The 23,262-nt window shown below is 69.2% G+C and carries 16 protein-coding genes and 4 tRNA genes; 11 read left to right on the forward strand and 9 right to left on the reverse strand.

All coding sequences use genetic code 11. The annotated features are described in order from the left end of the window. Window positions 1-58: 58 nt before the first annotated feature. From ACFWM2_RS34250 to purM, 5 genes are all read left to right on the forward strand, one after another. Window positions 59-697 carry a TetR/AcrR family transcriptional regulator gene (locus tag ACFWM2_RS34250; protein ID WP_383288041.1) on the forward strand — a complete coding sequence of 213 codons (639 nt, stop codon included), beginning with the start codon at window positions 59-61 and terminating at the stop codon, window positions 695-697. A 306-nt stretch (window positions 698-1,003) separates the two neighbouring features. Then, window positions 1,004-1,798 carry a sterol carrier family protein gene (locus ACFWM2_RS34255; protein WP_383288043.1) on the forward strand — a complete coding sequence of 265 codons (795 nt, stop codon included), beginning with the start codon at window positions 1,004-1,006 and terminating at the stop codon, window positions 1,796-1,798. Between the two features lie 55 nt (window positions 1,799-1,853). Beyond that, window positions 1,854-2,651: an META domain-containing protein gene (locus ACFWM2_RS34260; RefSeq protein ID WP_383288045.1), complete on the forward strand. Its 798-nt coding sequence runs from the start codon at window positions 1,854-1,856 to the stop codon at window positions 2,649-2,651. A gap of 61 nt (window positions 2,652-2,712) precedes the next feature. Further along, window positions 2,713-4,239 carry an amidophosphoribosyltransferase gene (gene purF, locus ACFWM2_RS34265; protein WP_383288047.1) on the forward strand — a complete coding sequence of 509 codons (1,527 nt, stop codon included), beginning with the start codon at window positions 2,713-2,715 and terminating at the stop codon, window positions 4,237-4,239. Between the two features lie 34 nt (window positions 4,240-4,273). Then, window positions 4,274-5,347 carry a phosphoribosylformylglycinamidine cyclo-ligase gene (gene purM / locus ACFWM2_RS34270; RefSeq protein ID WP_383288049.1) on the forward strand — a complete coding sequence of 358 codons (1,074 nt, stop codon included), beginning with the start codon at window positions 4,274-4,276 and terminating at the stop codon, window positions 5,345-5,347. 111 nt (window positions 5,348-5,458) lie between these two features. Here the strand turns inward: purM and ACFWM2_RS34275 are convergent, their stop codons facing one another. Together ACFWM2_RS34275 and ACFWM2_RS34280 are read right to left on the reverse strand one after the other, a co-directional pair. Then, the gene (locus ACFWM2_RS34275) at window positions 5,459-5,713 is read right to left on the reverse strand and encodes a DUF3073 domain-containing protein (protein ID WP_037615441.1); all 255 of its coding nucleotides are present in this window, start codon (window positions 5,711-5,713) and stop codon (window positions 5,459-5,461) included. Window positions 5,714-6,003: 290 nt separating this feature from the next. Further along, window positions 6,004-7,086, reverse strand: coding sequence for a Leu/Phe/Val dehydrogenase (locus tag ACFWM2_RS34280; RefSeq protein WP_383288051.1), 1,083 nt, complete (start codon window positions 7,084-7,086; stop codon window positions 6,004-6,006). Window positions 7,087-7,332: 246 nt separating this feature from the next. Here ACFWM2_RS34280 and ACFWM2_RS34285 point away from each other — a divergent pair, with 246 nt between their 5' ends. Both ACFWM2_RS34285 and bldC read left to right on the forward strand, forming a co-directional pair. Next, window positions 7,333-8,184 carry a hypothetical protein gene (locus tag ACFWM2_RS34285; RefSeq protein WP_383288054.1) on the forward strand — a complete coding sequence of 284 codons (852 nt, stop codon included), beginning with the start codon at window positions 7,333-7,335 and terminating at the stop codon, window positions 8,182-8,184. Window positions 8,185-8,748: 564 nt separating this feature from the next. Next, on the forward strand, window positions 8,749-8,955 hold the full coding sequence (gene bldC, locus ACFWM2_RS34290) for a developmental transcriptional regulator BldC (RefSeq protein WP_003949541.1): 207 nt from the start codon (window positions 8,749-8,751) through the stop codon (window positions 8,953-8,955). A 523-nt stretch (window positions 8,956-9,478) separates the two neighbouring features. Here bldC and ACFWM2_RS34295 read toward each other — a convergent pair. The 3 genes from ACFWM2_RS34295 to hrpA form a co-directional block, all read right to left on the reverse strand. Next, complete coding sequence (locus ACFWM2_RS34295) at window positions 9,479-9,712, reverse strand: DUF6274 family protein (RefSeq protein ID WP_383288057.1); 234 nt, start codon at window positions 9,710-9,712, stop codon at window positions 9,479-9,481. Between the two features lie 272 nt (window positions 9,713-9,984). Then, window positions 9,985-10,059, reverse strand: a tRNA-Asp gene (locus ACFWM2_RS34300). A 95-nt stretch (window positions 10,060-10,154) separates the two neighbouring features. Continuing rightward, the gene (gene hrpA / locus ACFWM2_RS34305; protein WP_383288060.1) at window positions 10,155-14,123 is read right to left on the reverse strand and encodes an ATP-dependent RNA helicase HrpA; all 3,969 of its coding nucleotides are present in this window, start codon (window positions 14,121-14,123) and stop codon (window positions 10,155-10,157) included. A 169-nt stretch (window positions 14,124-14,292) separates the two neighbouring features. Between hrpA and ACFWM2_RS34310 the strand changes: the two genes are divergently transcribed. After that, window positions 14,293-15,345: an ABC transporter permease gene (locus ACFWM2_RS34310; protein WP_383288179.1), complete on the forward strand. Its 1,053-nt coding sequence runs from the start codon at window positions 14,293-14,295 to the stop codon at window positions 15,343-15,345. An 87-nt stretch (window positions 15,346-15,432) separates the two neighbouring features. Here ACFWM2_RS34310 and ACFWM2_RS34315 read toward each other — a convergent pair. The 4 genes from ACFWM2_RS34315 to ACFWM2_RS34330 all read right to left on the reverse strand — a co-directional run bounded on the left by ACFWM2_RS34315 (window position 15,433) and on the right by ACFWM2_RS34330 (window position 17,458). Further along, window positions 15,433-15,506 (reverse strand) — tRNA-Phe (locus tag ACFWM2_RS34315). 24 nt (window positions 15,507-15,530) lie between these two features. Beyond that, window positions 15,531-15,605: transfer RNA gene (locus ACFWM2_RS34320), tRNA-Asp, on the reverse strand. 49 nt (window positions 15,606-15,654) lie between these two features. Then, a tRNA-Glu gene (locus ACFWM2_RS34325) sits at window positions 15,655-15,727 on the reverse strand. Between the two features lie 147 nt (window positions 15,728-15,874). Beyond that, window positions 15,875-17,458 (reverse strand): metallophosphoesterase, encoded by a 1,584-nt coding sequence (locus tag ACFWM2_RS34330; RefSeq protein ID WP_383288063.1) that lies wholly within the window; start codon window positions 17,456-17,458, stop codon window positions 15,875-15,877. 84 nt (window positions 17,459-17,542) lie between these two features. Between ACFWM2_RS34330 and ACFWM2_RS34335 the strand changes: the two genes are divergently transcribed. From ACFWM2_RS34335 to ACFWM2_RS34345, 3 genes are all read left to right on the forward strand, one after another. Further along, window positions 17,543-17,893, forward strand: coding sequence for a metallopeptidase family protein (locus ACFWM2_RS34335; protein ID WP_383288065.1), 351 nt, complete (start codon window positions 17,543-17,545; stop codon window positions 17,891-17,893). A 1,471-nt stretch (window positions 17,894-19,364) separates the two neighbouring features. Further along, complete coding sequence (locus tag ACFWM2_RS34340; protein ID WP_383288068.1) at window positions 19,365-21,530, forward strand: DEAD/DEAH box helicase; 2,166 nt, start codon at window positions 19,365-19,367, stop codon at window positions 21,528-21,530. Between the two features lie 133 nt (window positions 21,531-21,663). Then, window positions 21,664-23,199: an amino acid permease gene (locus tag ACFWM2_RS34345; RefSeq protein WP_383288071.1), complete on the forward strand. Its 1,536-nt coding sequence runs from the start codon at window positions 21,664-21,666 to the stop codon at window positions 23,197-23,199. Window positions 23,200-23,262: the final 63 nt, after the last annotated feature.

Raw genomic sequence — 23,262 nt, forward strand, 5'->3', positions numbered from 1 at the left:
TGTGGACCTGGTCAATCTTTTTTCTCGGAACAAATTTTATCCTGGTACACTGATGTGCATGGCTGAGGCGATGGGGCTGCGCGAGCGCAAGAAGCTGCAGACCGGGCTCCGCATCTGGCGGACCGCGGTCGAGCTGTTCCTGGAGCGGGGCTTCGACCAGGTCTCCGTGATGGAGATCGCCGAAGCGTCCGACGTCTCCAAGATGACGGTCTTCAACTACTTCGGGAGCAAGGAAGACCTGGTCTTCCTGCCGATGGAGGAGCACTTCGGCGATGTCGCCCGGGCCGTGCGCGACCGGCAGCCGGGCGAGTCCGCGGTGGCCGCCGTACGCCGGTATTTCCTGGAGATGATCGAGTCGCGGGACCCCTCGATCGGCCTGAGCCCGGACCCCTTCGTGCGCCAGGTGCGCCAACTGGTCATGGACACACCGGCCCTGTTGGAGCGGGCCTTCCTCGCCTCCCGGCAGGGCGAGCAGGAGCTGATCAAGGCGCTGATGGACGAGGGCGAGGAGCGTGTGCCCGCCGGCCTCGCGGCCGCCCTCCTCATCGCGGTCCGCAACACTCTGATCGAAGAACACCATCGCCGCGCGTCCGAGGGGGAGAGCGCGGACGAGATCGCCGCGGCCGCCGTCGACCTGGCCCACCGTGCCTTCGACCAGGTGGAGAACGGCCTGGGCGGATACGCCGTACGACCGTGACCGGACGGCCCGCGCCCACGGGACCGACACGGGCGCCCCGGCCGTACCCACGGGACCGACACAGGCGCCCCGGCCGTACGAGGCCTACTCCCGAGGCCTACTCCCGAGGCCGATTCCCGGATCCGAATTCCCGGAGCCGACTCCCGAGGCCGGGCCGGACCGCTGAGCCGCAGCCGCAGCCACAGCCACAACCCCGCCCACCCCCCGGCGCCGAGGCCGGACCCCGACCTCGAATCCCCGTTTGCACCGGGGCACCTGGGCAGCTAGGCACCTGCCCACCCGCCCCCAGGATCTAGGCTGAGGATCATGCCCCCGGCCAAGAAGCGCGCGCGTACGTACGACCCCGCCAAGATCCGCGCCGCGGTGCGCGCGCAGTTCGGGAACGTACGAGAGGGTGTGCACGCTCTCAGCGAGGAGCAGTTGGCGGGGCCCACGGGGCTCGGGGACTGGAGCGTGCGGGAACTGGCCGCGCACATCGCCATGACGGTGGAGTCCGTCAGCCGAGCCCTCGACCGGGACGAGCCGGCCAGGGCCGAACTCGACCCGCAGCAGATGCTGTTCGCCAGTGCCGCGTTCGCGGCGGACATCGCCGAGGGCACCCGTACGCTCGCCGAGCGCACCCCGGACCTCGACGCGCTGTACGCGGACGCCGAAGAGCGCCTCGCCGAGCGTCTGGCCGCGACCCCCGGCACCCGCCTGATCGACACCCGCGCGGGGGCGATCACGCTGGCCGACCACCTGGTCACCCGCACCGTCGAACTCGTCGTCCACACCGACGACCTGAACCGCGCCACCGGAAGCGCCGTCCCGCTGGACCGTCAGGCGCTCGCCGCCTGCACCCGTCTCCTCGCCGACGCCCTCGCGGTGAAGGCGCCCGGTGCCTCGACGGAGGTGCGGATTCCGCCGTACGCCGTGGTGCAGTGCGTGGAAGGCCCCCGGCACACCCGCGGCACCCCGCCGAACGTCGTCGAGACCGACCCGCTGACCTGGATCAGGCTCGCCACCGGACGTATCGACTGGCAGGCCGCTCTCGACGACGCCAAGGTGAGCGCGAGCGGGGAGCGCGCGGACCTGTCCGGACTGTTGCCCGTCGTGGGCTGAACCCGTCCCGGCCCGCGGGGGGAACCAACCACCCCACCCGCCCCGTCACACCGGCATGTACAGGCAGCGACTGACCCTCACCGCTCTGACCCTGCTCCCGCTCGCGATGGCCTGCGGCAACGAGACGGCCGGCGATGCGGTCCGCTCGGATGCCGGGCCGGACCTGGCCGGCACCTACTGGACCGTCGACAGCGCCACCGTCGACGGCACCACCCAGCGCGCGCCCGCCGGGGCCCGCGTCGAGATCGGCGACCACGGCAAGGTCCAGGGCAACTACGGATGCAACCACTTCAACGCGACCGCCACCTTCAAGGACGGCCGCCTCGACCTCGGCCCGGTCACCTCGACCGAGATGGCCTGCGAGAAGGCCCCGATGAAGTTCGAGAGCACCCTGGCCCGCACGCTCTCCGACGGCGCCCTCACCACCAAGGTCGCGGACGACGCCCTCACCCTCACCACCGACTCCGGAGACCGGGTCCGCCTGACCGAGGAGAAGGACGCGCCCCTGTACGGCACGAAATGGACCGTTACGTCGTTCGGTCACGCAGACGTCGCACAGTCCCTGCCGAAGGGCGCCGACAGCAAGGCCTACCTCGTCCTCGACAGGAAGAAGGGCACGCTGGGCGGCCGGTTCGGCTGCAACCACGGCTCCGCGAAGGCCACGGTCCGCGACGGACATATCACCCTCGGGAGGCCGACCACTACCCGGATGATGTGCGACGGCTCACTCATGGACACCGAGAAGCGTCTCCTGGGCCTCTTCGACGGCAGGGTGGCGTACACGTTGGATCACCGCACGCTCACGCTGACCAGCGCAAACGGTGAAAAGGTGACGGCCGTCGCCGACAAGTGATCCATCGGGGGCCGGCATCCCCAATTCGGACCAGTGGTCGATCTCGCCTACACTCGGTGGCGTGCCACGTGGTGACGGTCGACTCAATCATGATCTGCTCCCCGGTGAGAAAGGCCCCCAGGACGCTTGCGGCGTCTTCGGTGTCTGGGCTCCGGGCGAAGAGGTCGCCAAGCTCACTTACTTCGGGCTCTACGCCCTACAGCATCGAGGTCAGGAATCCGCGGGGATCGCGGTCAGCAATGGCTCCCAGATCCTCGTCTTCAAGGACATGGGCCTCGTGTCCCAGGTCTTCGACGAGACCTCTCTCGGTTCGCTCCAGGGTCATATCGCGGTCGGTCACGCCCGCTACTCGACCACCGGCGCCTCCGTCTGGGAGAACGCCCAGCCGACGTTCCGTGCCACCGCGCACGGCTCCATCGCGCTCGGCCACAACGGCAACCTGGTCAACACGGCGCAGCTCGCCGAGATGGTCGCCGACCTCCCGAAGCAGGACGGCCGCACCACACGCGTGGCGGCCACCAACGACACCGACCTGCTGACGGCGCTCCTCGCCGCCCAGGTGGACGACGACGGCAAGCCGCTGACCATCGAAGAGGCTTCCACCAAGATCCTTCCGCAGGTCAAGGGCGCTTTCTCGCTCGTCTTCATGGACGAGCACACCCTGTACGCGGCCCGCGACCCGCAGGGCATCCGCCCGCTGGTCCTCGGCCGCCTGGAGCGCGGCTGGGTCGTCGCCTCCGAGTCCGCCGCCCTCGACATCTGCGGCGCCGCCTACGTCCGTGAGATCGAGCCGGGCGAGTTCGTCGCCATCGACGAGAACGGCCTCCGTACGTCGCGATTCGCTGAGGCAAAGCCCAAGGGCTGTATTTTCGAGTACGTCTATCTGGCCCGCCCGGACACCGACATCGCCGGCCGGAACGTGTATCTCTCGCGTGTCGAGATGGGCCGTCGGCTCGCCAAAGAAGCTCCCGCAGAGGCCGATCTGGTCATAGCGACCCCGGAGTCGGGGACGCCCGCGGCGATCGGTTACGCGGAGGCCTCCGGCATTCCGTTCGGCGCCGGCCTGGTGAAGAACGCGTACGTCGGCCGGACCTTCATCCAGCCTTCACAGACGATCCGCCAGCTCGGTATCCGGCTGAAGCTGAATCCGCTCAAGGAAGTCATCAAGGGCAAGCGGCTGGTCGTCGTCGACGACTCGATCGTGCGCGGCAACACCCAGCGCGCCCTGGTCCGGATGCTCCGTGAGGCGGGTGCCGCCGAGGTCCACATCCGGATCTCCTCGCCGCCCGTGAAGTGGCCCTGCTTCTTCGGCATCGACTTCGCGACCCGCGCCGAGCTGATCGCCAACGGCATGACCATCGAGGAGATCGGCACGTCCCTGGGCGCCGACTCCCTCTCGTACATCTCCATCGACGGCATGATCGACGCCACGACCATCGACAAGCCGAACCTGTGCCGCGCCTGCTTCGACGGCGAGTACCCGATGGATCTCCCCGACCCGGAACTGCTGGGCAAGCAGCTTCTGGAGACCGAGCTGGCCGCGGGTCCCGCAGCCACGGCCGCGGCTGACGCCATCCGTCGCCCGTAAGCCTCGTACCAACCAACCCGAAAGATCCCAGGCAATGTCTGAGAGCCCTCGTACCGGTGCCTCCTACGCGGCTGCCGGCGTCGACATCGAAGCGGGCGACCGCGCCGTAGAGCTGATGAAGGAGTGGGTGAAGAAGACGCAGCGCCCCGAGGTCCTCGGCGGCCTCGGCGGCTTCGCCGGCCTCTTCGACGCCTCCGCCCTCAAGCGCTTCGAGCGTCCGCTGCTCGCCTCCGCCACGGACGGCGTGGGGACGAAGGTCGACCTCGCCCGGCAGCTCGGCGTGTACGACACCATCGGCCACGACCTGGTCGCGATGGTCATGGACGACATCGTGGTGTGCGGGGCCGAACCGCTCTTCATGACCGACTACATCTGCGTCGGCAAGGTCCACCCGGAGCGCGTCGCCGCGATCGTCAAGGGCATCGCCGAGGGCTGTGTCCTCGCCGGCTGCGCCCTGGTGGGCGGCGAGACGGCCGAACACCCGGGTCTGCTGGGTCCGGACGACTTCGACGTCGCAGGCGCCGGTACGGGCGTGGTCGAGGCCGACCAGCTGCTCGGCCCGGATCGTATCCGTACGGGTGACGCGGTGATCGCGATGGCCGCCTCGGGACTTCACTCGAACGGGTACTCACTCGTCCGGCACGTGCTCTTCGACCGGGCGAACCTCCGACTGGACCAGCACGTGGAGGAGTTCGGCCGCACGCTCGGCGAGGAGCTCCTGGAGCCCACCAAGATCTACTCGCTGGACTGTCTGGCGCTCACCCGCACCACCGAGGTGCACGCGTTCTCGCACATCACCGGCGGAGGACTGGCGGCCAACCTGGCCCGCGTCATCCCGGACGGGCTGCACGCGATCGTCGACCGCGAGACCTGGACCCCGGCCCCGGTCTTCGACCTCGTCGGCAGGACCGGTGACGTCGAGCGCCTGGAGCTGGAGAAGACGCTGAACATGGGCGTCGGCATGATGGCGATCGTCCCGGAGGAGTCGGCGGACGTCGCGCTCGCCACCCTTGCCGACCGCGGCGTGGACGCCTGGATCGCCGGCGAGATCACCGACCGTGGCGAGCACCCGACGGGTGCGGCGCTCGTGGGCGACTACGCGAACTGAGCCCCGTAGGGCAGCACGAAACCCGGTCCGGCGCTGAGGCCCCGGACCGGGTGAGGTGCAGTGCTGCGAGTTCTACGAGAACCGTGGAACCTGCTGAGCCCGCTGCGAGCGCTACGCGCCGCGACGTTGAGACTGAGGACCTGATTGGTCGTCCTCGTCCTCATCGTCGTCGTTGTAGAGATCCGCGTACTGGGCGTACGGGTCGTCTTCCTCGTCGTCGTCCTCGAACGGCTCGCCATTCGGCGGCTGGCTCGAAGTCGAAGCGCCCAGCTCATTGGCCAGGCGCGAGAGGTCAGTCCCGCCGCTGCTGTACTTCAGCTGGCGGGCGACCTTCGTCTGCTTGGCCTTTGCCCGGCCGCGCCCCATGGCTCGACCCCCTCGGATACGGGGCTCGATGGCCCCAGAGTCTTGACACGCGTTCATGATCTGGAACGGGCTCTCCGTGGAGAGACCGGTCCGTAGGGCATCCACGGTACCTGAGCCCACGCCCATACGGTACGTCGCCCGCAGCACGCGCCTTCGCCCACGACCCGCGAGGTGCCCTGTCCTCGCTGGTCAACCGCGATTTTAACCTCTTCTTGGCGCACGACCCGCCGACGAAAGTGAGAGTTCTCTCCAAGTGTCCGTCGGCGGGTCCCTGACAACGGGGTCCGCGGTCAGGGTCGGCGTGCCTCGGCCATCCGCTGTTCGGCGATCCGGTCGGCCGCCGCGGCCGGCGGAATCCCGTCCGCCTTCGCACGTGCGAATATTCCCAGCGTGGTGTCGAAGATCTTCGCGGCCTTCGCCTTGCACCGGTCGAAGTCGAAGCCGTGCAGCTCGTCGGCGACCTGGATGACACCGCCCGCGTTGACGACGTAGTCCGGGGCGTAGAGGATCCCGCGGTCCGCGAGGTCCTTCTCCACGCCCGGGTGCGCCAGTTGGTTGTTGGCCGCGCCGCACACGACCTTCGCGGTGAGCACCGGAACAGAGTCGTCGTTCAGTGCACCGCCCAGCGCGCAGGGGGCGTAGATGTCGAGGCCCTCGACGCGGATCAGCGCCTCGGTGTCGGCCACGGCGCGGACCGCGGGGTGACGGTGCAGGATGCGGCCCACCGCCTCCTCCCGTACATCCGTGATCACGACGTCGGCGCCGTCGTCGAGCAGGTGCTCGACGAGGTGGTGCCCGACCTTGCCGACGCCCGCGATGCCGACCGTGCGGCCGCGTAGCGTCGGGTCGCCCCACAGGTGCTGGGCGCTGGCCCGCATGCCCTGGTAGACGCCGAAGGCGGTCAGCACGGACGAGTCGCCCGCGCCGCCGTTCTCGGGCGAGCGCCCGGTCGTCCAGCGGCACTCGCGCGCCACCACGTCCATGTCGGCGACATACGTACCGACGTCGCACGCGGTGACGTACCGCCCGCCGAGGGAGGCCACGAACCGTCCGTACGCGAGGAGGAGTTCCTCGGTCTTGATCAGCTCGGGGTCGCCGATGATCACGGCCTTGCCGCCGCCGTGGTCGAGACCGGCCATGGCGTTCTTGTACGACATCCCGCGCGCGAGGTTCAGCGCGTCGGCGACGGCCTGCTCCTCGGTCGCGTACGGGTAGAAGCGCGTACCGCCCAGGGCGGGGCCCAGAGCGGTGGAGTGGATGGCGATGACGGCCTTGAGGCCAGTGGCCCGGTCCTGGCAGAGCACGACTTGCTCATGACCCCCCTGATCCGAGTGGAAGAGGGTGTGCAGGACGCCGTTGGTTACGTCGGTCACGGTGGTGACTCCCAGGTACGTAGCGGCGGTTGACGGCGGTGCCCGTGCGGGTGGCGGGCTCCCGTTGGGCACGAGATTAGAGCCTGGGCCCGGCCGCCACCGACGCAGTGTTCAGGATCACCCTCTCCCGGAGTACGTTCCGGTCGGTCCGTGGGACGATTTGCAGTGTTTTCCCGGTCGCTTGTGCGCAGGTTGCGCCGGTTCGCGCTCGGGTTTCACGTCCGGTCCGTTGGGGAGGGAGCAGGGGTGCCCAAGGTGTCCGCGGTGATCATCCCGTACGCGTCCTATCTGCGTGTGTACGAGCCGCTGGCGGCCTTCCCGGAGCCGGAGCGCGGCCACTGGGCGCGCTACGCCCGGCGGGCCGAGCGCCCCTCGTACCAGGACGAACTGCGTCGCTCCCTCGCCGATTTGCTGCCGACCCCGCCGATCCCCGTGCCGGTGCACGAGAGCGGTGACGCCTTCGTCGTGGAGGTCGACGGCGTGCTCTGCGTCTGTCCCTGGCGGACCAGGCTGCGCGGCTGGCAGGCCCTGGGCGAGCTGGCCGAGGAGTTTCCGGCGCCGGTCCTGGACGCGCTGCTGCCCCCGCTCGTACGCCGCCAGGCCACCCAGGACTACGAGCGCTGGCTGACCCGCAACCCCGACGCCCGTCCGTGGATCCGCACCTCGACCTGGCAGGTGCCGCTGAACTGGTTCGTCCTGGTCTCCGACGAGGAGCGGGAGTACGGCAAGGGGGCGGGGGAGCCGGACGGGGACGGGCCGGTGCTGCGCTACCGGACGCCGATGGTGCAGGCGCGGCGCCGGGTGGCGCGCGCCCTGAAGACGCTCAAGGACACCATCGAGGAAGGGCCGCTGATCGACGGCCTGTTGGACGTGGGGCGGTGGCTGGAGGAGTTCCACCCGCGCTCGCTCGTGGAGCTGGACTACGGCGGCCTGGTGCACGTCCTGCCGGCTGCGGAGCTGGAAGGGGACCACTCGGCGGCCGACGTCGCCGAGGGCATCGAGGCGCTGCGCACCGGTGACGGAGTTGCCGCGGGTGAGGCGTACGGCCGCCTTGTGGAGCGCTGGCGTTCGGTCCGGGACCGGCAGTCGGCGAACTGACGCGATCGTCCCTGTGAGGGGCTGACAGGGACGCGTGGTCGTGGTGGACTGGCGACCCTTGGCCCAGGGTTGACGCAGGGCGCCCAGTTCCCGCCCGACGTACCCCGGTCTTTCGCCGTACGGGACGTAGGTCCTGATCCGGGCTTTTGTCGCAAGCGTGATGGAACGCACTTACTCGCCCCTTGCGCCGCTTGCCCCCCCTCGTGCCAAAATAGGACAAGGAGTCCGGGGAGGGCTCCGTCCGTCCGTGTATGGGCGGAATCTCAGCATTGCACGCTATGGGGGGTCTGATGACTCCTGATCGCCCTGTGACTGATCGTCACAGCGGCGTGACTGTCCGCTATGGCATGGTCCATCGGCTTCCGTCGCTGATGAACACCTGGGAGGGCAATTCCATCGGTTTGGCCTACGCGGCTGGACGGATGGTGTAGTTGTAGTGCCGAGGACAAGCCGTTCGTCCTATAACCGACTCGACCCGCGCTGACCATTTCGGGCAACGCGGGTCAAGGTGCAGAATTTAGAGGAAAGAACCGAGAAGGTTCGGTTCTCCCGAGGAGGCCGCTCATGACCGCTCGCACCCCTGATGCCGAGCCGCTGCTGACCCCGGCTGAGGTCGCCACGATGTTCCGCGTCGACCCCAAGACGGTCACGCGGTGGGCGAAGGCCGGCAAGCTCACGTCGATCCGCACGCTCGGCGGGCATCGCCGCTATCGCGAAGCGGAGGTCCGTGCTCTGCTCGCGGGCATCCCGCAGCAGCGCAGCGAAGCCTGAACAACTGCATAGCCGGGCATATCGGTAAGTACCCCAACCTGCCAGGACGCCCGGACACAAGCTCCAAGCGACGCGGGTTCTGCCCCAACAGAGCCCACGCCCAAGCTTCACAAGCACGCGACAAGGGTGCGTCGTAGATCGCGCTGGACTCCGCCGGGTCCAGCGCGATCTTTTTTATGCCCTGATTCGGGACTGCTTGCCCACCGGTTCCGTCCCGCTTCTGACCGAGTTGGGCGCCGAGTGGACCGGTTCGGCTCGACTGTGAGCGTCCTTGTCGGAGTCTGGGGAGGGCTGTGGGATCTCCTGTGGGAGTCCTCTGGGAGTGGTGCAATTGCACATATTAAATTGACTAGTTGTAGGTGGGGCGTAAGTACCAGGGTTTCAAAAACTTATGCGGTGACACCCATCACACGCCGGGTACCTTGTTACTCATGAGGCAACTGCGCTAAAGGGGACGCGTGTTCGGGCCGGGTCGCTACGTCCAGCTTTCCACCGGGCGCGGCACCACTCTCCCCGGCTTTGGTCACGCCGTGGCGGGACTTTCGTCCTCGGCGGGTGCCTCGGGGTCCTCCACGGCGCGCGGGGCGGGGTCTACGGCGCGCGGCGCGGGCTCAACGGCGCGCGGACCGGGCTCCATGGCGAGGCGCAGGAGCTGGTGGCAGATCGGGCAGTGGCGCGTCAGGTGGCGATAGCCGGAGGCGGCCGACAGGTGGGCGCGGAGCAGGGCTCGCGTCTCGTGCCTGGCGGTCGTCGCCATACGCCACCTCCGGGAGGTCGAGGGCCCTGTTTTCTGGGTACCGGCCGACGGCGGCGACGTCAAGATGCGCGGGGCGGGCGCTCCATGCGGAAGGGCCCCGCAGCCGGGAGGATGCGGGGCCCTTCTTTGCTGCGGTCCTGACGGGATGTGCTGTGTTTGATTGCGGCTGCGCCGTGGGCGCGGCCTCCGGCTCGGTGGGGAGGCGGGGGTGGTTGGGGGGTGGGACGGGAAGAGCCCCGCTCCGTTGCCGGATGCGGGGCTCTTCGTTACTGCGGTCCTGACGGGATTTGAACCCGCGGCCTCCACCTTGACAGGGTGGCGAGCACTCCAAACTGCTCCACAGGACCTGGTCTCGCAGTCACCATTTGTGCGCTGTGCTGCGAGAAGAGACTGTACAGGAGGGTGGGCCCGGCGGTCGAACTCACCCATCGTGCCGGGCCGGTTACGGCACCGCCGCGTCGATCGCCTTCACGATGCGCTTGTCGGAGACCGGGTACGCCGTGCCGAGCGCGTGGGCGAAATAGCTGACGCGGAGCTCCTCGAGCATCCAGCGGATGTCCAGGACCTGCTGGGGGACCGGCCGGCCCATTGGCATCTGCTCCAGGAGCCACGCGTACTCGTCCTGCATCTCGTGGACCTTCTCCATGCGCGAGGTGTCCCGCTGGACGTTCGTCGGCATCTGCTGGAGCCGGCGGTCGGCGGCGACCAGGTAGCGCATCAGGTCCGGCAGGCGGCGCAAGCCGGTCTCCGTGACGAAGCCGGGCTTCACGAGGGCGTCCAGCTGCTTGCGCACGTCCGTGAGGTTCGCCAGCAGCGTGGGGCTCTTGACGCCCTTCAGCCGGCGCTCACAGGCCTGCCAGGCGGCGAGGACCTGCTGGACCTGGCCGACCGTACGCACCGTGGTGTCGACGATCTCGGCGCGCACCTTCTCGTACAGCTTCCGGTACGACTCCTCGTCCCAGGCCGGGCCCCCGAAGTCCGCGATCAGCTTGTCCGCGGCGGCTGTCGCGCAGTCGTCGAAGAGCGCCTGGACGGTGCCGTGCGGGTTCGCGGACAGGGCGATCTTCTGGGCGTTCGTGAGCTTGTCCGAGGCGAACTTGCCCGGGTTCACCGGGATGTTGCGCAGGATCAGGCGCCGGGTGCCCTTCCACATGGCCTGCTGCTGCTCGGCCTCCGTGTCGAAGAGCCGTACGGAGACGGTGTCGCCGTCGTCCACGAGCGCCGGGTAGGCCTTGACCGGCTGGCCCGCGCGCCGCGTCTCGAAGATGCGGGTGAGGGAGCCGATCGACCAGTCGGTGAGGCCCTTGCGCTCCAGGGACTCGCCGCCCTCGCGCTCCGCCGTCGCCGCCGCGGCCTGCGAGATCGCCTTGCGCGCCTTCGGCTTCAGCTGGAGCTTGAGCGCCTCCAGGTCCTTGTCCTCGGCGACGTTGCGACGCCGCTCGTCGACGATCCGGAAGGTGATCTTCAGGTGTTCCGGGACGCGCGACCAGTCGAAGTCGTCGGCCGTGAGCGGGACGCCGACCATGCGCTTCAGCTCACGCGCCATGGTCAGGGTCAGCGGCTCCTGGAGGGGTACCGCGCGCTCCAGGAACTTCTGGGCGAAGTTCGGGGCGGGCACGTAGTTGCGGCGGATCGGTTTCGGGAGGGAGCGGATGAGCTCCGTGACGACCTCTTCGCGCAGCCCCGGGATCTGCCAGTCGAAGCCCTCGTCCGTCACCTGGTTGAGGACCTGGAGCGGGATGTGGACGGTCACGCCGTCCGCGTCCGCGCCCGGCTCGAACTGGTAGGTGACACGGAACTTGAGGGCCCCCTGGCGCCAGGAGTCCGGGTAGTCGTCCTTGCTGACGTCGCCGGCACGCTCGTTGATGAGCATCGAGCGCTCGAAGTCGAGGAATTCGGGCTCCTCATGACGCTTGTGCTTCCACCAGGAGTCGAAGTGCGCGCCGGACACCACGTGTTCGGGCACCCGCTGGTCGTAGAAGTCGAAGAGCGTCTCGTCGTCGACCAGGATGTCCCGGCGCCGGGCCCGGTGCTCCAGCTCCTCGACCTCGGTGAGGAGCCGGCGGTTGTCGGCGAAGAACTTGTGGTGCGTGCGCCAGTCGCCCTCGACGAGCGCGTTGCGAATGAACAGCTCGCGGCTCGCCTCCGGGTCGATCCGCCCGTAGTTCACCTTCCGCTGGGCGACGATCGGGACGCCGTACAGCGTCACCTTCTCGTACGCCATCACCGCGGCCTGGTCCTTCTCCCAGTGCGGCTCGCTGTAGGTGCGCTTGAGGAGATGCCCGGCGAGCGGCTCGACCCATTCGGGCTCGATCTTCGCGTTGACCCGGGCCCACAGGCGCGAGGTCTCCACCAGCTCGGCGGACATCACGAAACGCGGGGGCTTCTTGAAGAGGGCCGAGCCCGGGAAGATCGCGAACTTGGCGTTGCGGGCACCCAGATACTCGTTCTTGCCCGTGCTCCTGCCGCTCTCGCCGCCGGTCTCCTTCACGTCCTTCATGCCGACGTGGGAGAGCAGGCCGGCGAGCAGCGAGACATGGACGCTCTGGTCGGCCGCGTCCTCCTCCTTCGGATGGATGCCCATCTGCTTGGCGACCGTGCGCAGCTGGCTGTAGATGTCCTGCCACTCGCGGATGCGCAGGAAGTTCAGGTACTCCTGCTTGCACATGCGCCGGAACGAGGACGAGCCGCGCTCCTTCTGCTGCTCGCGGACGTACCGCCAGAGATTGAGGTACGCGAGGAAGTCGGACGTCTCGTCCCTGAAGCGGGCGTGCTGCTGGTCGGCCTGCGCCTGCTTCTCGGCCGGGCGCTCGCGCGGGTCCTGGATGGACAGCGCGGCGGCGATCACCATGACCTCGCGCACACAGCCGTTCTTGTCGGCCTCCAGCACCATGCGGGCGAGACGGGGGTCGACGGGCAGCTGGGCCAGCTTGCGGCCGGTTTCGGTGAGCCGCTTGCGTACGTCCTTCTCGCTCGGGTCCAACGCGCCCAGTTCTTGGAGGAGTTGGACGCCGTCGCGGATGTTGCGGTGGTCCGGCGGGTCGATGAAGGGGAACTTCTCGATGTCGCCGAGCCCGGCCGCGGTCATCTGGAGGATGACGGAGGCGAGGTTCGTACGGAGGATCTCCGCGTCCGTGTACTCGGGGCGGGCGAGGAAGTCGTCCTCGCTGTAGAGGCGGATGCAGATGCCGTCGCTCGTACGGCCGCAGCGGCCCTTGCGCTGGTTGGCGCTGGCCTGCGAGACCGGCTCGATGGGCAGCCGCTGGACCTTGGTGCGGTGGCTGTAGCGGGAGATACGGGCGTTGCCCGGGTCGATGACGTACTTGATGCCCGGGACGGTGAGCGAGGTCTCGGCGACGTTGGTTGCCAGAACGATCCTGCGCCCGGTGTGCTGCTGGAAGACGCGGTGCTGCTCGGCGTGCGAGAGCCGGGCGTAGAGGGGGAGGACTTCCGTGAAGCGATAGTTCTTCTTGGTCAGCGCGTCCGCGGTGTCGCGGATCTCGCGCTCGCCCGAGAGGAAGACGAGGATGTCGCCCTTGCCCTCGCCCTGGAGCTCCTCGACGGCGTCGCAGATCGCGGTGATCTGGTCGCGGTCGGAGTCGTCACCCTCCTCTTCGAGGAGCGGGCGGTAACGGACCTCGACGGGGTACGTCCGCCCGCTGACCTCGACGATCGGCGCGTCGCCGAAGTGCCGGGAGAAGCGCTCGGGGTCGATGGTCGCGGAGGTGATGACGACCTTGAGGTCCGGGCGCTTGGGGAGGAGCTGCGCGAGGTAGCCCAGCAGGAAGTCGATGTTCAGCGACCGCTCGTGGGCCTCGTCGATGATGATCGTGTCGTAGGCGCGCAGCTCGCGGTCCGTCTGGATCTCGGCGAGCAGGATGCCGTCCGTCATCAGCTTGACGAAGGTGCCGTCCGGGTTCACCTGGTCGGTGAAGCGGACCTTCCAGCCGACGGCCTCGCCGAGCGGGGTGTCCAGCTCCTCGGCGACGCGCTCGGCGACGGTGCGGGCGGCGATCCGGCGGGGCTGGGTGTGTCCGATCATGCCGCGGACGCCACGGCCCAGTTCCATGCAGATCTTGGGGATCTGGGTGGTCTTGCCGGACCCGGTCTCACCCGCGACGATCACGACCTGGTGATCGCGGATGGCCGCGGCGATGTCGTCCTTCTTCTGGCTGACCGGGAGCTGTTCGGGATAGGTGATGGCCGGCACACGGGTGCGCCGCTCGGCCATGCGGGACTCGGCCCTGGTCGCTTCCGCCTCGATCTCGGCGAGCACGGCGGACCGGGCCTCGGGCTTGCGGATCTTGCGCGCGCCTTCGAGCCTGCGCCCGAGCCGGTGCGCGTCGCGCAGGGACAGCTCGGTCAGGCGGGCGGCGAGATCGCCGAGTACGGGGGCAGGATGCGTAGACATACGGGGCCCAGGATCTCACCTCGGCGAAATGACTGGCGAACGCTTTTGCGCCCGCGGGTGGCAGCCGGGGCGGTTGTGCCTGCTGAGGCCTCGTCCGCGCCGCTGCTCCGGCCGCGCTTCCCGCTGAGAAATATCCCTTGTACGGCTTTAGCGTGGCCGTATGTCCGAGATGCCGCACGGTGCCCATGGCAAGCCGCCCACCCGTGGTGACCGGTGGGCGTCCTTCAGGGAGTCACCGTTCCTGCCCGCGACCGTGCTGCTGCTGATCATCGCCGCCGCGGCGGGCCTCTTCGCGGGCTCGTACACGTACGCCATGGCGAACCCGACGCCGCACCATGTGCCGACGGCGGTGGTGGGCTCGTACGACCGGGCGAAGGGCAAAGCCTTCCTGGCCGGCATGGAGAAGGCGCTCGACGCCTCGCTGAAGATCCACACCTACGGCAGCAGGGCGGCGGCCGTCGAAGCGGTGGACGAGCAGAAGGTGTTCGCGATCCTCGAGACGCGGGAGGACGGCCGCGCCGTCACGCTCGATGTCTCCGGGGCGTCCGGCGCGTCGGTCGCGGAACTGCTGGAGGAGGCCGGGCCGGCCGTCGGCAAGGAGACGGGGGTGGCGGTCACCGTCCGGGACATCAAGCCCCTGCAGAAGGGGGACCCGCGGGGCCTCGCGATCTTCTACATCTCGCTGGCGGCCGTGGTCATCGGATTCGTCGGCGCGATCCAGCTGAGTGTGCACGCGAAGGCGCTGACTCCGCTGGAGCGCATCGGGTTCACGGCCGCGTACTCCCTGCTCGGGGGGTTCGTGATCGCGGCGGTGGTGGACTGGCTGCTGGGGGCGCTGGATCTGCCGTTCGTGGAGTCCTGGCTGATCCTCGCCCTGACCATGTTCACCTCCGGCATGGTCTTCACCATGTTCAACACCCTCTTCGGGCGCTGGGCGATGATTCCGACCTGGGGGCTGATGGTGCTCCTCGGCAACCCGTCATCCGGCGGCGCGGTCTCCTGGCCGCTGCTGCCGTCCGTGCTGGGCCTCATCGGCCGCTGGCTGCCGCCGGGCGGATCGGTCAACGCCCAGCACACGGCGGTGTACTTCGCCGGTCACCAGCACGCGTTCCCGTTCCTGGTGCTGGCGGCCTGGACCCTGCTGTCCTGCGCGGTCTTCTGGTTCTGGCGCCACCGGCACCCCGGCGGCCGGACGGCCGAGCCGGCGCACGCGGCGCACTGACCGACGCGGCCCCGGTGGCGTGGCGCCCAACACCCCCTGAGCGACAAAAACCCCCTCCGGTCACCCGGAAGGGGTTTTCATGAGGTGTGGCTGGGGCCGGGATCGAACCGGCGACCTATCGCTTTTCAGGCGATCGCTCGTACCAACTGAGCTACCCAGCCACGAGATTCCTTGCGGAACCTCAGCGGTCCTGACGGGATTTGAACCCGCGGCCTCCACCTTGACAGGGTGGCGAGCACTCCAAACTGCTCCACAGGACCTTGCTGTTGTGCGCGACATGCGTGAAACAGTGTCGCACACGGCTTTGCGTGCCCCCAACGGGATTCGAACCCGTGCTACCGCCTTGAAAGGGCGGCGTCCTAGGCCGCTAGACGATGAGGGCTATCGGCCCGCCTGGGCGCTTCTCAGCGCGTCGGGGACGTGAGAAGCATATGGGATGGCGGGAGGTATCGCCAAAACGGTTTACGGAACCGTTCCGCCTGCCCTGGGAGAGCGGTTCCGAGGGGGTCAGAGGTGCCGGCCGCGGGGGTCACGGGGTGCCGCCGGTGGGAGTGGGAGTGCTCGGCGTGGGGCTGGGGGACTGGGGGGCACCCGGCTGGTTCTCCGCCGGAAGGTGGCGGCTGACCTCGGCCGTTGTCAGGCCCAGGCCACCCAGCTTGATCTCGTCCCAGGCCTGGAGATGGCGGGTGTCACGGTCCAGATAGAGGATCGAGGCCTCGATCGGGTCCGGGTACTTGCCCTCCACCGCGCGCAGACCGCTGCCGCCCGTCGAGCCCTCGATACGCAGCCGCGTGCCGTACTTCATGACCTCCGTGTCCTCGTGGTGGACGTGACCCGCCAGCGCGAGGGGCACGTCGCCGTCCGTCTGCCGGGCCGCGACCGGGTTGTGGGCGATCGCGATGTCGACCGGAGCGCCCGCGTTCCGCTGGTCGACGAGGGCCGACGCCAGCCGCAGGCCGGCCAGCCGCTCCGCCGGGTCGCCCGCAGCCTGCACCGCGCGGTCCGGGGTGAATTGCGGATCCCCGATGCCCGCGAAACGCAGGCCGGCCACCGACACGGCCTTTCCGTCGTCCAGTACGTGCACGTTCTTCATGCGCTCCAGGTAGTCCTGGGTGAGGCGGCTGTCGTGATTGCCGCGCACCCAGACGTAGGGGGCGCCGAGGTCCGGGATCGGGTCGAGGAAGCCGTTCTCCGCGGCACTTCCGTGGTCCATCGTGTCGCCGGAGTCGACGATCACATCGATGTCGTACTGCTTCACGAGCGACGCGATGATCTTCCAGCTCGCCGGGTTCAGATGGATGTCGGACACATGCAGCACCCGGATCGTGGCCGGGTCCGGCTCGTACGCCGGGAGCGTCGACGTGACGTCGTACAGCTTCGTCACGTTCGTCACCAGGCGCGCCAACTCCTTCTGGTAGACATCGAATTCGGTCACGATGTTGCGGGCGTCGCCGACGAGGGACGGCGCCGAGGAGAGCAGCCCGGAGAACTTCGGTTCCAGGACCGACTTCGGGTTCCAGGTGGCGAACGCGGTGGCCCCGCAGGCCGCCAGCAGGGCCAGCGCCAGGCCGCCGGCCGCGAGGGCCCGGCGGGGGCGGCGGTAGACCGCCAGGCCGAGCGCGGTGGCGCCCGAGACGACCGCGATGCAGGAGCGTACGGCCAGGTCGAGGGTGCCGTGCTCCACGTCCCGCGCGACCTCGTCCTGCAGTCCGGACAGCCGCTCCGGGTGGTCGACCAGGGCCTGGGAGCGGACCGGGTCCAGCTGGTCGACGTCCACGTCAAGGCGGATCGGGGCCTGATGGCTGCGCAGCTCCAGGGCGCCGAGCGGGGAGATGTTGATCTTCGTGCCGCCGGTCAGGGACGGGCGGAGCGTCATCGTGGTGTTCATCGGGCCGACCGGCGCGCGGACGTTGCCGACGATCAGCAGGCCCAGCCAGGCGCCGAGCAGCACCACGGCTATCAGGCCGAGGGCCCGGGTGTACGGGTGCGGTTGCTGGACCAGTTCGACCACCGGGCGCGGGCGGCGGGCGCGGTAGTGCCGGGTCAGGGCGCGGGGTGCCGTACGGGCGATGTTTCGCATGCGGTGCAGGGCTGCGGCGGGGTCGCGGGCCATTGGTCCCGTATGCCCAGGTGCGGAGACGGATATGCGGTGGGCCGCCGACTCTCGTACGGGGCGGTCGTGCCGGACAATGGGCGTGTGCTGGAGATGACGCGCGAGGAGTTCGAGGAACTGGTCGCCGAGGCGTTGGACCGGATTCCGCCGGAGCTGACCCGGCTGATGGACAACGTGGCGGTGTTCGTCGAGGACGAACCGCCCGCCGAGGATCCCGAGCTGCTCGGGCTCTACGAGGGGACGCCGCTCACCGACCGCGGGGAGTGGTACGCCGGGGTGCTGCCGGACCGGATCACGATCTACCGGGGGCCGACGCTGCGGATGTGCGCATCGCGGGATGACGTGGTCGCGGAGACCGAGGTGACCGTGGTGCATGAGATCGCTCACCATTTCGGGATCGACGATGCGCGGTTGCATGCGCTGGGGTACGGGTGACGGTTTAGCGGTCCAGGGCAGTTGGCGCCGGTTATGCCGGTTGTGCCGGTTTAGCGGTGTGGTGCGCCGGGTGCCGGTTCTGTGGTGTGCGGTGCGCCGGGGTCGGTGATGCTCGGTCGCGCGGTGCCGGTTGGGGATGGTTGCGCCGGGTTCGTGCGGGCGCCGGGGTGGGCTCCGGGTGGCTTGGTTCCGGTGGTTCGCGGGTGGGGGCGCGTGTCTTCTTGCGGGCGCCGGGAGTTGGGCATGGGACTCCCCGATCCGCCCTCGGAGGTGGCTGCCCGTGCGCGCCTTGTACGTATCCGTCCGTCTGGCCGCCGCGGTCGTCGCCGTCGCCGCGGCCGCCGGCTGTATGAGCGTCGGCGACGACGGGAACAGGCCCGGGCCCTCGCACTCCGCGGGGCAGCGCGGTGGGGAAGGACCCGAGGGCGGGTCGGCGGTGACCGGCGGGGGCGTGGGGTTCCGGGCCGGCGGTGGCGAGAGCGGGGGTTCGGCCCGGCCGGGGGAGTCCGCGTCGGCTTCCGCGTCCGCTTCGGGGGCCGGGGGGCGGGACGGGGGCGCGAAGCCCTCCGCCGAGGCCACGTCCAAGGACGGGAAGGGTGGCGCTGCCGGCGGTGGCAGCAGCGGGGGCGGGGGCAGGCCGTCGCCGCCGGCGCCCACGAAGGGTGAGCCGAGTTCCACGGGTACGGCGGCCGAGCCGACGCCTCCGGAGTCCTCGCCGCCGTCGTCCGATCCGTCCGCGGAGCCTTCGTCGTCGGCGCATGAGCAGAGCACGCAGTTGGTGGAGCGGGAGCCGGCGCCTCGGGCGGGTGCGCCGTTCTCTGGCGGGAGCGCCTGATCTGGCGGGGCGCCTTGAGTGGGGTCGTTCGCTTTGTGCCGGTGGGTGTCGGTCGTCTGGTGCCGGTGGGTGGGTGGGTCGCTGTCCGGCGGTGGGTGGGTCGCCGTCCGGCGGGGGGTGGGTGCTGGTTCGTCTTGCCTCGCGTCGCGTCACGCCGGTGGGTGGGTCGGGTCCGTGCCGGTACATCCGCCCGTCGCCCTACCGGCTGTGCTGTCTTCTGGGGGCGCTCGCTTGCCCGTCCTCACGCATGGCGACGGGCATTTGATGTACCGGCACGGCCCCTTCGGTGCGTGGGCGACTGCGGGTGCGCGCCAGGGCGGTTCCCGACGCGGCCCGTTCGGCCGGTTCGCGGCTGCGGGTGCGTGTGGGTTGCGGCGGCACTCGGTGGGGCCCCGGGCGGGGTTGTTTTGGAGGGGCTGGAGGGCTCTGGCCTGGGGAAATGGGGGGCGGTTTGCCTTTGGGGGTGGGGGGTGCGTATGGTGGTAGATCGTTTGATCCCATTGCCCGGCGCCAACGCAGAGAGCGCCGCGTGGCGCGTACTCTCCCTTGCCGTGGCCGGACCGCATAGAGGCGGTCGATTGCGACTTCACGGAGTTTGGGCGCGTGCCGAAGAACTCCGGAAGGTTCGCATTTCGCATGTCTGTTTCCAGTACTGATCACTTCGTCGTGCCCGAGAACGCTGATGAGGTCGTCGAGATCGTCGAGGTTGAGGAGACCGTGGAGTCCGCTCCCGAGATCTCCTTCAGTGACCTCGGTCTCCCCGAAGGTGTCGTCCGCAAGCTCGCGCAGAACGGCGTGACCAGCCCCTTCCCGATCCAGGCCGCCACCATCCCGGACGCCCTGGCCGGCAAGGACATCCTCGGCCGAGGCCGTACCGGCTCCGGCAAGACCCTCTCCTTCGGTCTGCCGCTGCTGACGCAGCTGTCCGGCGGTCACACCGAGAAGAAGAAGCCCCGCGGCATCATCCTCACGCCGACGCGTGAGCTCGCGATGCAGGTCGCGGACGCCCTGCAGCCGTACGGCGACGTGCTCGGCCTGAAGATGAAGGTCGTCTGCGGCGGTACGTCGATGAGCAACCAGATGTACGCCCTGGAGCGCGGTGTCGACGTCCTCGTCGCCACCCCGGGCCGGCTGCGCGACCTCATCAACCGTGGCGCCTGCTCGCTGGCGAACGTCCAGGTCGCCGTCCTCGACGAGGCCGACCAGATGTCCGACCTGGGCTTCCTGCCCGAGGTCACCGAGCTGCTCGACCAGATCCCCGGCGGCGGTCAGCGCATGCTGTTCTCGGCCACGATGGAGAACGAGATCTCCACGCTGGTCAAGCGCTACCTGACCAACCCGGTCACGCACGAGGTCGACAGCGCTCAGGGCAACGTCACGACCATGTCGCACCACATCCTGATCGTTAAGCCCAAGGACAAGGCGCCGGTCACCGCGGCCATCGCCTCGCGCAAGGGCCGCACGATCATCTTCGTCCGCACCCAGCTGGGCGCCGACCGCATCGCCGAGCAGCTCTGCGAGTCCGGTGTGAAGGCCGACGCGCTGCACGGCGGTATGACGCAGGGTGCGCGTACCCGCGTGCTCGAGGACTTCAAGAAGGGCTACGTCAACGCCCTCGTCGCCACCGACGTCGCCGCTCGCGGTATTCACGTCGACGGCATCGACCTGGTGCTGAACGTGGACCCGGCCGGGGACCACAAGGACTACCTGCACCGCTCGGGGCGTACCGCTCGCGCCGGCCGCTCCGGCACCGTCGTGTCGCTGTCGCTGCCGCACCAGCGTCGGCAGATCTTCCGGCTGATGGAGGACGCGGGCGTCGACGCCACGCGTCACATCATCAACTCCGGTACGGCCTTCGAGCCCGAGGTCGCCGAGATCACCGGCGCCCGGTCGATGACCGAGGTGCAGGCCCAGTCGGCGGCCGACGCCGCGCAGGCCGCCGAGCGTGACCTCAAGGACCTCACCAAGCAGCTGGAGCGCGCGCAGCGTCGTGCGTCCGAGCTGCGCGAGGAGGCCGACCGCCTCATCGCCCGTGCCGCGCGCGAGCGTGGCGACGACCCGGAGGCGGCCGTCGCCGCCGCCGCGGAGCAGATCGTCGCGGAGGCGACCGCTGAGGCCGCCGCCGCGGCCGAGCAGCCCGCCGAGCGTTCGTCCTCGTACGACGCGTCGCGTCAGCGTCGTGACGACCGGGGCAACTACGAGCGCCGCGACCGCGGTGACCGTGGCGGCTTCGACCGTGACCGTCGTGACAACAACGACCGCGGTGGCCGTTCCTTCGAGCGTCGTGACAACAACGACCGTGGTGACCGTGGCGGCTTCCGTCGTGACGAGCGTCGTGACGGTGACCGTGGTGGTCGTACGTTCGAGCGTCGTGACAACAACGGTGGTGACCGTGGTGGTTTCCGTCGTGACGAGCGTCGCGATGGTGACCGTGGTGGTCGTACGTTCGAGCGTCGTGACAACAACGGTGGTGACCGTGGTGGTTTCCGTCGTGACGAGCGTCGCGATGGTGACCGTGGTGGTCGTACGTTCGAGCGTCGTGACAACAACGGTGGTGACCGTGGTGGGGTCCGCCGCGACAACGACCGTGGTGGCCGTCCCTTCGAGCGCCGCGACGAGCGTAGCGGTCACCGGGGCAGCGACCGTCCCTTCAACCGCGACCGCCAGGACAACCGTCCCTCCAGCGGTTTCCGCGCCGGCAGCCACGACCGCCCGTACGGCCGTCGTGACGACCACCGTGGCACCGGCACCGGTTCCTTCGGCCGCCGTGACGAGAAGCCCCGCTGGAAGCGCAACGGCTGACCGTCGGTGAAGCAGTGAAGTAGTGCAGCAGCGTGGCCCCCATCCGGTTCGGGTGGGGGTCACGATGCTTTTTGGCCAACCTGGTCCCTGAGTTGGCGCATGTCATGCTCCCGGCGAGGGAATCGCTGGGGGCATGACAGAAGACGCCAAGGCGAGTGGGCTGTCGGACGAAGAACGGCTTGCCCAGCTCGGCTATACGCAGGTTCTCGCCCGCCGCATGTCGGCGTTCTCCAACTACGCGGTCTCCTTCACGATCATCTCGGTCCTGTCGGGCTGTCTGACGATGTATCTGTTCGGCATGAACACCGGCGGTCCCGCCGTGATCACCTGGGGCTGGGTCGCGGTCGGACTGATGACGCTGTTCGTCGGGCTCGCGATGGCCGAGATCTGTTCGGCCTATCCGACATCGGCCGGTCTCTACTTCTGGGCCCATCGCCTGGCCCCACCCCGTACGGCCGCCGCCTGGGCGTGGTTCACGGGCTGGTTCAACGTCCTCGGGCAGGTGGCGGTGACCGCCGGCATCGACTTCGGCGCGGCCTCGTTCCTCGGGGCCTATCTGAACCTGCAGTTCGACTTCGAGGTGACGCCGGGCCGCACCGTGCTGCTCTTCGCCGCGATCCTCGTCCTGCACGGGCTGCTCAACACCTTCGGAGTCCGGATCGTCGGCCTCCTCAACAGCATCAGCGTCTGGTGGCACGTGGTGGGCGTCGTGGTGATCGTCGGTGCGCTCACCTTCGTACCGGACCACCATCAGTCGACGTCCTTCGTGTTCACGGAGTTCGTGAACAACACCGGCTGGGGCAGCGGCGTGTACGTGGTGCTCGTCGGACTGCTGATGGCGCAGTACACCTTCACCGGGTACGACGCCTCGGCCCATATGACCGAGGAGACGCACGACGCGTCGACGGCGGGGCCGAAGGGCATCGTGCAGTCCATCTGGACGTCGTGGATAGCGGGCTTCGTGCTGCTCCTCGGCTTCACCTTCGCCATCCAGTCGTACGACAAGGAGCTGGGCTCGGCGACGGGGGCGCCGCCCGCGCAGATCCTGCTCGACGCGCTCGGTGCGACGGCGGGCAAGCTCCTGCTGCTGGTCGTGATCGGGGCCCAGCTCTTCTGCGGGATGGCGTCGGTCACCGCCAACAGCCGTATGATCTACGCCTTTTCGCGGGACGGCGCGCTGCCGTTCTCGCAGGTGTGGCACACGGTGAACCCCCACACGCGGACGCCGGTGGCGGCGGTGTGGCTGGCGGCGCTGGGGGCGTTGGTGCTCGGGCTGCCGTACCTGATCAATGTGACGGCGTACGCGGCCGTCACGTCGATCGCCGTCATCGGGCTCTACATCGCGTACGTCATCCCGACGCTGCTGCGGCTGCGGAAGGGCGACGCGTTCGACCGCGGGCCCTGGCACCTGGGGCGCTGGTCCCGGGCGATCGGCATCGTGGCGGTCACCTGGGTCGTCGTCATCACGGTCCTGTTCATGCTGCCGCAGGTCTCGCCGGTCACCTGGAAGACCTTCAACTACGCCCCGATCGCGGTCCTGGTCGTCCTCGGCTTCGCCGCGACCTGGTGGGTGGCGTCGGCCCGCCACTGGTTCCTCAACCCCGACCACGCCCGCACGATCGCCCGCGAGGCCGCCCGGACGGGGGCCCCCGAACCGGTCGATCCGTAACCGCCCCACCCATTCCGACCCCCCGGCGCGGCCGGGTCACCGATACCCGATCGGAGTCCCGGC

Source organism: Streptomyces sp. NPDC058371 (genome assembly GCF_042723265.1).
In the GTDB taxonomy this organism is placed as follows: Bacteria; Actinomycetota; Actinomycetes; order Streptomycetales; family Streptomycetaceae; genus Streptomyces.

What these genes read in the sequence shown, in the direction of transcription:
- ACFWM2_RS34250 (WP_383288041.1), top strand. Translation starts at nt 59, where the DNA reads ATGGCTGAGGCGATGGGGCTGCGCGAGCGCAAGAAGCTGCAGACCGGG.
- ACFWM2_RS34255 (WP_383288043.1), top strand. Translation starts at nt 1,004, where the DNA reads ATGCCCCCGGCCAAGAAGCGCGCGCGTACGTACGACCCCGCCAAGATC.
- ACFWM2_RS34260 (WP_383288045.1), top strand. Translation starts at nt 1,854, where the DNA reads ATGTACAGGCAGCGACTGACCCTCACCGCTCTGACCCTGCTCCCGCTC.
- purM (WP_383288049.1), top strand. Translation starts at nt 4,274, where the DNA reads ATGTCTGAGAGCCCTCGTACCGGTGCCTCCTACGCGGCTGCCGGCGTC.
- ACFWM2_RS34275 (WP_037615441.1), bottom strand. Translation starts at nt 5,713, where the DNA reads ATGGGGCGCGGCCGGGCAAAGGCCAAGCAGACGAAGGTCGCCCGCCAG.
- bldC (WP_003949541.1), top strand. Translation starts at nt 8,749, where the DNA reads ATGACCGCTCGCACCCCTGATGCCGAGCCGCTGCTGACCCCGGCTGAG.
- ACFWM2_RS34295 (WP_383288057.1), bottom strand. Translation starts at nt 9,712, where the DNA reads ATGGCGACGACCGCCAGGCACGAGACGCGAGCCCTGCTCCGCGCCCAC.
- hrpA (WP_383288060.1), bottom strand. Translation starts at nt 14,123, where the DNA reads ATGTCTACGCATCCTGCCCCCGTACTCGGCGATCTCGCCGCCCGCCTG.
- ACFWM2_RS34310 (WP_383288179.1), top strand. Translation starts at nt 14,293, where the DNA reads ATGCCGCACGGTGCCCATGGCAAGCCGCCCACCCGTGGTGACCGGTGG.
- ACFWM2_RS34330 (WP_383288063.1), bottom strand. Translation starts at nt 17,458, where the DNA reads ATGGCCCGCGACCCCGCCGCAGCCCTGCACCGCATGCGAAACATCGCC.
- ACFWM2_RS34340 (WP_383288068.1), top strand. Translation starts at nt 19,365, where the DNA reads ATGTCTGTTTCCAGTACTGATCACTTCGTCGTGCCCGAGAACGCTGAT.
- ACFWM2_RS34345 (WP_383288071.1), top strand. Translation starts at nt 21,664, where the DNA reads ATGACAGAAGACGCCAAGGCGAGTGGGCTGTCGGACGAAGAACGGCTT.